Source organism: Streptomyces sp. NPDC002265, assembly GCF_040296125.1.
GTDB lineage: Bacteria > Actinomycetota > Actinomycetes > Streptomycetales > Streptomycetaceae > Streptomyces.
The window spans coordinates 1-7,019 of record NZ_JBEOWS010000438.1 but is presented as its reverse complement, the minus strand read 5'-3'; the positions used below and the strand labels follow the sequence as shown (position 1 = coordinate 7,019).

Here is a 7,019-nt window from a genome sequence, read left to right as displayed (position 1 = left end):
CCGCTCGACGCGCTGGGTACGGCCGACCGCTGGCGCGTCGGGATGTCACGGGTGGTGGGCCTGGCGGACGTCCCGTCCCGGGCGGTCGGGGAGGCGTGCGGGGTGACCGGCGCGGGCGACGCCGTGACCTCGGGCGCGGCGCTGGGACTGCCCGCGGGCGGCGGGGCCAGCGGTACGACCGGGGACACGGGCGCCTCGGGCGTGCTCGGATGCAGCGGCAGCGCGACGAGGACCGCGGCGGCGCAGGTCAGACCGAACCCGGCCGCCGCACGCAGCAGTCGGCGGCGGCCCGCGCTGCGGCGGATCGCCTCGTACCGGCCCGGGGGCGGCCCGAGGTACTCGGGGGCGGGCCTCAGGATGACGGCGAGCGGGTCGTCGGGGTCGAAGTCCGGACCCTCGTCAGAGGCTGTGATCAAGGCTTCTCCTCAGGTGGGCGCGGAGCAGTTCTCGGGCCGCGTGCAGATCGGCCTTGACGGTTCCCTCCTTGCGTCCGGTCAGTGCGGCCACCTCCCGGACCGGCATGTCAGCGTAGTAGTGCAGCAGGATGGGCACGCGCAGTCGCTCCGGCAGGGCCTGCACGAGCAGGCGTACCGAGGGGTCGGCCTGCTCGTCGTGCGGCCGGACGGCGGCTTCGGAGGTGACACGGCGTACGGCTCTGCGTTCGCGTTCCACCTTGCGCCAGTGGTCGCGCACGAGGTTGGCCGCGGTGACGTAGAGGAAGCCCCGGGGCTCCTCCACGGACGTCCAGCGGGCCCAGAGGCGGGTGAACGCCTCCGAGGCGATCTCGTGGGCCGTCCCGTCGTCGTCGACGAGGCGGCGGCACCAGCCGGCGAGGCGCGGGTAGACGGCGGCGAACAGCTCCGACGCTGCCTTGTCGCGGGTCCGTTTCAACGCTCTCCATGGTCGTGACTGTCGTGGCTGTGGGGGTCCGGGGCTCGAAAGGCCCGGGGCGAGGGGTCGTCCGGTCGGCCCGGTGACCGTACGGGCCCGGCCGGGTGGCTCGGGCCGGATGGCCCGTGGAGGAGGACCCCGGACCGGTGGTGTGCGTTCCACCGGTCCGGGGCTCTCGGTCCGGCGTCTTCGGCCCGCGGTCTTCGGTCGGCGGTCCGGAAACCGTCGCCGTGGACCAGGGCCGGAGGCCGGTTGTGCCGGTCAGGGACTCGTGGCGCTCAGCGCGGCGAAGACGATCACGTTGTCGAGGTAACCGTCACCGGTACGGGCGCCACCACAGGTGATGAGCCGCAACTCGGGCCGGTCCACGTCCCCGTAGACCTGGTCCGCGGGGAAGTCCGCCTTGGCGACCGTCCGCACGGACTCGACGGTGAACTCGGCCGTCCTGCCGTTCTCCAGGCGTGCCTCGATCCGGTCGCCGCGGCGCAGCTCCGCCAGGTGGCGGAAGACCCCGTCCCCGTAGGCGCCGACCGTGACATGGGCGAGGATCACCGACGGGCCGACCTGGCCCGGTGTCGGCGAGTACCGGTACCAGCCCGCACGGTCGTGTGCCGTGATCGGGGGCACCTGCACCGTGCCGTCCGCGGCCAGGCCCAGTTGCATGACCGGGGTGTCGACCCCGATCGCCGGGATCCGCAGCCCGACCGGGACCGAGCGCCCGAGCGGTGCTGCCGTGGCCGCCCGCGCGGACAGCCGCGCGGGGGGGGGCGTGGCCGTCGGGTGTGCCGCCGTGCCCCGGTCCGTGTCGTGCCCGGCGCAGCCCGCGAGCAACGAGACCAGCGCCGCGGTGGCGAACGCACGCCTGGAGAGCGGGGTCATGCTCCGTTCGCCCGCCGGCGACGCACGACGAGCACGGTCCCGCCGGCCAGGGCGAGCGCAGCGGCGCCGCCGCCGATCACCGCGCCCTCCTCGCCGGACGAGGTGGACGCCGACGTCACGCCGGTGTCGGGCGCTCCGTTCGGGACGCGGCTGACCTGGCCCGGCGCCGCGGCCCGGGTCGGCGCGGTGCTGGGCACCGGACGGGGGGCGGCGCTCGGCACGGCGCTGGGGACGGCGCTCGGGGTGGCGTCCACGGTCGAAGCGGGGCTGGGGACCGGGCTCGGGCTCCGCCCGTCGGCGAACGCGGGCACGGTGCTCGCCAGCACGGCTGTGCTCGCAAGTGCCAGAGTACTGAGGACAGTTCGGCGCATGGGTCGCTCTCTCTCGTGGGTCCGCCCGACCGGAGAGGTCCGGCGGGCCGGGTTTCACATCGCGCAGAGAGACGAGTCGCCCGAAGAGCAGGTTGTAAAGGAAAGGCAAAGTCGTCGGAGTGCGGGGCGGCTCGTGTTCGACACCCCGCACTCGTTCGCCGTCAGGGTCGGCGGCCGGCCGCCCCGGACGGACCCTCGGTGCGGCGGCCCGGGCCCTCGACCGCCCGGGCCGTCGGTCAGCCGAAGGCCTTGACCGCCTGGTAGTAGGTCCACGCCGTGCCGTCGCAGGCGGTCTTCGTGGCACCGCTGTAGGCGGCGCAGACCCGCTCGAGGTCTGCGTACAGGGCGCTGTCCAGGCGGGACTTGTTGGCACTGAAGGTTCCCGCGGCCTTGTAGTTGCGGTAACCGAAGTCGTGACGGGCGCAGGACATGCTGAAGGGGAAGCCGAAGGGGTTGTCCGGGGAGTCGGAGCAGTAGTCGGTGGACCAGTCGAACGCGTAGGCGGACCAGGCGGACTGGTTCGCGCGGGCGGCGGCCCAGAGGCTGTAGCTCGACGCGGAGGTCTGCGTCCAGTTCGAGAGGACCTGGGGCTTGTCGGCCGGTGCGGCGCCGGCGGACGTCGCGGTGGCGACGACGGCGACCAGGGCCAGGGTCGAGCCGGCGAGAGCGGTGGCAAGTCTTCGGCGCATTCCACACCTCCATGCACATGCGACCCGCCCGTCGGGTCGCATGTGCATGACAATACGAAGGCCATTCCGCCGTGACTACGGTCTTGTTGAAGATTTCCCTGTTGAGACGTCAACAAGTCATGTGAGCAGCCGTTTTGGGGGATCTGCCCGCCGCCCGAGGTCCAGGCGACGCAAGGATCGGGTCACTCGCCCGACGGGTCACGCGGACCACCCGACGCAAGAATCGGGTCACGCACCCGACGGGTCACGCGGATCGCGAGCGGTCGGCGGGCACGGGGCCGCAGCCGGCTCCCCGGGGGCGGGCGGCAGGGCCAGATGGGCGAGGTCTCCCGGCGGCGGGGTGGTCACCGGCCAGAGCGGGGCGGGGGTTCCGTCGGCCACCGCGGCCGGGGCGTCGGTGAGGTTCATGCGCTCACGCAGTCGGCCGTAGAAGTCCATCGGGCCCAGCCGCACGGCCCGCAGCCGGTGCGGTGCCGCGTACACACCGATCCAGTCCCCCGGGTCGAGCACACCCCGCAGCTGGCCGTCGATGCTGACGGCGGCCTGACCGGACCGGTCGAGCACGCGCAGGGCGACGGGTTCGTCGGGCGCGGCGACGACCGAGCGGTTGAACGCCATGTGCGGGGCGACGGGCGTGAACACGAGCCCCTCGGCGCGGGGCGAGACCACGGGACCGCCGGCGGCGAAGCTGTAGGCCGTCGAGCCGGTCGGGGTCGCCACCAGCAGCGCGTCGGCCGAGTAGGAGGCCAGCAGCCGGCCGGCGATGTAGACGGCGACCGACACCTGCCGGTCTCGCGCCAGCTTCTCCACGACGACGTCGTTGAGCGCGGCGACGTTCAGCGCGATGCCCCAGTCGTCACCGGCCTCGCAGTCGGTGCGCACGCGCGGCGGCGGCAGCATCGGACCGCGCCCGTAGCGCATCAGCTCGTGCATGCCGGAGGGCACTTCCAGCGTGCGCGAGGCACGCATCGTGAGCAGCATCCGGTTCTCGACCGTCAGCCGCTCCTCCCGTACGGCGTCCAGCGCCGCCCGCACCACGGTCACGGGAACCTCCGTCAGGAAGCCCACCCGCCCGAGGTCGACGCCGAGGACGAGGGCGTCGTGCTCGGCGGCCAGCCGGGCACCGCGCAGGAACGTCCCGTCCCCGCCCAGGGTGACGATGAGGTCGGGGTCTCCCGCGGCCTCCACTTCCTCCTGGGCGCTGTGGCGCCCGCCGTCCCGCCACACGTCGATGTCCTTGCACTGCACGTCGTGCTCGGCGCACCACTCGCGGACGGTCCGTGCGGCGTCGACGGCCGCCGAGCGCCCCTCGTGGACGACCATACCGACCCGACGCACCGTCACATCCGCCTCCGAGCCGAGTCTCCGCGACGGACGCGGCATCCGTCCGTACCCGTACCGGCTGCCATCCTCACCGCGCGGCGGCCCCGCAGCGTCAACGCCACGCCGCCGGGTAACCCGAGACGTCCTCGCTCGTGTGCGCCGCTCGGGTCCGGCTCCGCGGACCCGCTCTCAGGCCGGCGGTGCGGACACCGGGAAGAGCATGCAGCTGCTGGTGGCGTGGGCGAGCAGCCGGTCCGACGCGTCGATCAGCGTGGCCTCGGCCAGGGCGGTGCGGCGTCCGGCCTGCACGACCCTGCCGACGGCGCGCACCCGGCCGGTGTCCACCGTGATCCGCCGCAGGAACTTCACGGTCAGGTCGAGAGAGGTGTACGCCATGCCGTGCGGGAGCGTGGAATGGACGGCGCAGCCCGCCGCCGAGTCGAGCAGGGTGGCGTAGACACCGCCGTGGACACTGCCGATCGGGTTGTAGTGCTCCTCGCCCGGCATCAGGGAGAACACCACCCGTCCCGGCTCCACCTCGTCGAGCGAGAAGTCCACGGTCGCGAGGATGGGCGGCCCCGGCACCCGGCCGTCCTGCATGGCGCGCAGGAAGTCGATGCCGGCGTCACGCGCGGCGGCCGCCGCGGTCACGCCGGGGTCGTCCCACTCGTACGTACGTGTCCGTCCCACGGTGCACTGCCTTTCCATCTGGCTTCGTACTGCGAAGTTAGCTGTCGCGTCCGCTGACTGTCAATGACGAAGCCAGGCGGCGTGACAGGGGTGGCCGGAGCGCATCGAGGCGATTCCCGGACATGCAAGGCGGACACGACACACTGTCGCGTTCCGTACTATCTCTACTACCGGCTGTGCGGCCGTAATTGCCACTACTCTTACGGCACCAGCCCCAAGAGCAAGCACATTTGGTTCTGCATACGCCCACGGCTTGCCTACCGGGGCCGGAGGGCCCACGAAAGAGGTGTGAGCAGCATGTCCGAAACCACTACGGGCACGACCGGACTGACTTCGCAGTACGCCACCCAGGTGGCTGCCGACCTGGAGCACAACGTAAAGGAACAGGAACGTCTCGCCGGTGAAATTGCCGCGCTCCAGGAGCAGTTGGCCTCGGTTCAGCAGGACCACACCGTTCTGGTGAGCATCCGTCAGGTCCTGGGCGGCGCGGCGGAGCCGGCCGGGACACAGGCGGAGACGGCGACAGAGGCCGAGGCCGACACCGCGGCAGTGGTGCCGGCGCCGCGCAAGAAGACGACTGAAGGAACGGGCACCGGCCGGCGCACGCGGGAGGCGCGCAAGAGCTCCCCACCGCGCGCCAAGGGCGCCAAGTCGGCCCGCAGGAAGGCGGCGCCCAAGGCGGAGACCGCGGAGACCGCGGAGCCGGCCCAGCGCACCCTCGTCGACATCGTCCGCGCGCACCTGACCGGGCAGCGCGAACCGCGCTCCGCCGCCGAGATCACCACCACGCTGGGGCAGCAGCACCCCGAGCGCTCCGTCAAGACGACGGTCGTGCGCACGACGCTCGAAGGGCTGGTGGCCAAGAGCCAGGCACAGCGCACCAAGCAGGGCACGTCCGTGTACTACTCGGCGCCCGACGCCCAGGAGCCCGCCCCGGCGCCTGAGCAGTCCGCGGAGGAATCCGGGGAGGAATCCGCCTGAGCCTCGCGGCACGCGGGTCCGGGCGGAGCGGGAGCCCGGCCGGAGACGCCACCGGGCGCCGGACCCGGCGCCGGAGCGAGGGCCGGGGCCCCCGTCCGGCGCGGATCCGGCCGGGTCAGTGGTGTCTGCGGCCCGAGTCGAGGACCGCGGTCACCGCACGCGCCATGGCTTCCTCCCCCTTGGCGTTGGGGTGGGCGGGCGCGGCCGGGGACGCCGGCTGGAGCGGCTCGATCCAGCGGTCCGCCGGGGCCTTGCACATGTCGTGGCCGACCGTGGGCCCGTAGGTGTCCACGTACTCCGCGCGGTTCAGCAGGGCCACCAGACGCAGCATCAGGTTGAGGCGCTTGCCGGTGTCCCGCAGGTAGGGGAAGTCCTTCGCCGCGAACGGCACCGAGGGGAAGCAGCCGCTGCCGTCGTCCGGCAGCAGGTCCGGGTAGCCGACGAGGAGCACCCGGGCGTGCGGCGCCCTGGCGTGCACCGCGCGCAGCACGGCGGCGACCTTGGGCACGGTGTCGAGGATGTTGAGCGTCAACTGGTCGGTGCCGGAGGAGGCGTAGTAGCGCTGGCACGGGTTGCCGGTCACGTCCGTCACGCCGAGCCGGGCGCAGGTGGCGATGATGCTCCCGAAGCCGACGTCGTTGCCGCCGATCTGCACCGTCACGAGATCGGTGTCGCGCTGCACCGCGTCCAGCTGCGGGCCGTTCGTCCCCTGGGCCTTCCACATGTTCTCGGTCGTCGCACCGCCGCAGCTCACGTCCTTGAACGCGGTCGTCCTGCGTGCCGCCGCGACGAGCGAGGGGTAGTTGTGGTCCGAGCGGGCGCAGTTCGCGTCCACCTGCCGGGGGATGAGCGGTCCCGAGGTGTAGGAGTCCCCGAGCGCCACGTACCGCGTGCCGTGGCCGGTGTGCCCTCCGTCGGCGGAGGCCGGTGCGGCCGAGGCCAGGCCGAGGGCGCAGACGCCGAGCGCCGCGCCCAGGGCGGTGACGCGGCGGTGGCGCGGGGCCGGTGCGGCCGGACTGCCGTGCTGCTTCATGGAGCGCTCCCCCAGGTTCCAGGTCGGCGTGCCACACCGCGCCGTTGCGGTGTTCGCGCGTTCGACTCGGTTTGTATACCGGTCGGTACGTCGCCGGGACCAGAGGTCGGCACGAGTCAACTGGGCTCGGGACCGGGAAAGTTGCCGGGTGAGCTGCCCGCC

At 73.0% G+C, this 7,019-nt stretch carries 9 protein-coding genes; 1 reads left to right on the top strand and 8 read right to left on the bottom strand.

Annotated elements, in window-relative coordinates; genetic code table 11:
* From ABT085_RS41770 to ABT085_RS41740, 7 genes are all read right to left on the bottom strand, one after another.
* On the bottom strand, window positions 1-416 hold a 416-nt coding region (locus ABT085_RS41770; protein ID WP_351620956.1), incomplete at its 3' end, for a hypothetical protein.
* The gene (locus tag ABT085_RS41765) at window positions 400-891 is read right to left on the bottom strand and encodes an RNA polymerase sigma factor (RefSeq protein ID WP_351620953.1); all 492 of its coding nucleotides are present in this window, start codon (window positions 889-891) and stop codon (window positions 400-402) included. The genes ABT085_RS41770 and ABT085_RS41765, both read right to left, overlap by 17 nt.
* Before the next feature lie 261 nt (window positions 892-1,152).
* Window positions 1,153-1,770, bottom strand: a complete 618-nt coding sequence (locus ABT085_RS41760) for a class F sortase (protein ID WP_351620950.1) — start codon at window positions 1,768-1,770, stop codon at window positions 1,153-1,155.
* A complete protein-coding gene (locus ABT085_RS41755; RefSeq protein ID WP_351620947.1) occupies window positions 1,767-2,141 on the bottom strand; it encodes a sortase-dependent protein in 375 nt (124 codons plus the stop codon). The genes ABT085_RS41760 and ABT085_RS41755 overlap by 4 nt, the downstream gene beginning before the upstream one ends.
* Window positions 2,142-2,377: 236 nt before the next feature.
* On the bottom strand, window positions 2,378-2,830 hold the full coding sequence (locus ABT085_RS41750) for a phospholipase (RefSeq protein WP_351620944.1): 453 nt from the start codon (window positions 2,828-2,830) through the stop codon (window positions 2,378-2,380).
* Between the two features lie 228 nt (window positions 2,831-3,058).
* Window positions 3,059-4,174 carry an NAD(+)/NADH kinase gene (locus ABT085_RS41745; protein WP_351620941.1) on the bottom strand — a complete coding sequence of 372 codons (1,116 nt, stop codon included), beginning with the start codon at window positions 4,172-4,174 and terminating at the stop codon, window positions 3,059-3,061.
* 168 nt (window positions 4,175-4,342) lie between these two features.
* Window positions 4,343-4,843, bottom strand: a complete 501-nt coding sequence (locus tag ABT085_RS41740) for a PaaI family thioesterase (protein WP_351620938.1) — start codon at window positions 4,841-4,843, stop codon at window positions 4,343-4,345.
* A gap of 297 nt (window positions 4,844-5,140) precedes the next feature.
* On the opposite strand from ABT085_RS41740, the gene ABT085_RS41735 reads away from it, so the two are divergent.
* Entirely contained in the window at window positions 5,141-5,824 is a 684-nt protein-coding gene (locus tag ABT085_RS41735; protein ID WP_351620936.1) for a hypothetical protein, read from the top strand.
* A 115-nt stretch (window positions 5,825-5,939) separates the two neighbouring features.
* On the opposite strand, the gene ABT085_RS41730 is transcribed toward ABT085_RS41735, so the two are convergent.
* Window positions 5,940-6,857 carry an SGNH/GDSL hydrolase family protein gene (locus ABT085_RS41730; protein WP_351620933.1) on the bottom strand — a complete coding sequence of 306 codons (918 nt, stop codon included), beginning with the start codon at window positions 6,855-6,857 and terminating at the stop codon, window positions 5,940-5,942.
* Window positions 6,858-7,019: the final 162 nt, after the last annotated feature.

What these genes read in the sequence shown, in the direction of transcription:
- ABT085_RS41760 (WP_351620950.1), bottom strand. Translation starts at nt 1,770, where the DNA reads ATGACCCCGCTCTCCAGGCGTGCGTTCGCCACCGCGGCGCTGGTCTCG.
- ABT085_RS41735 (WP_351620936.1), top strand. Translation starts at nt 5,141, where the DNA reads ATGTCCGAAACCACTACGGGCACGACCGGACTGACTTCGCAGTACGCC.
- ABT085_RS41730 (WP_351620933.1), bottom strand. Translation starts at nt 6,857, where the DNA reads ATGAAGCAGCACGGCAGTCCGGCCGCACCGGCCCCGCGCCACCGCCGC.
- ABT085_RS41750 (WP_351620944.1), bottom strand. Translation starts at nt 2,830, where the DNA reads ATGCGCCGAAGACTTGCCACCGCTCTCGCCGGCTCGACCCTGGCCCTG.
- ABT085_RS41755 (WP_351620947.1), bottom strand. Translation starts at nt 2,141, where the DNA reads ATGCGCCGAACTGTCCTCAGTACTCTGGCACTTGCGAGCACAGCCGTG.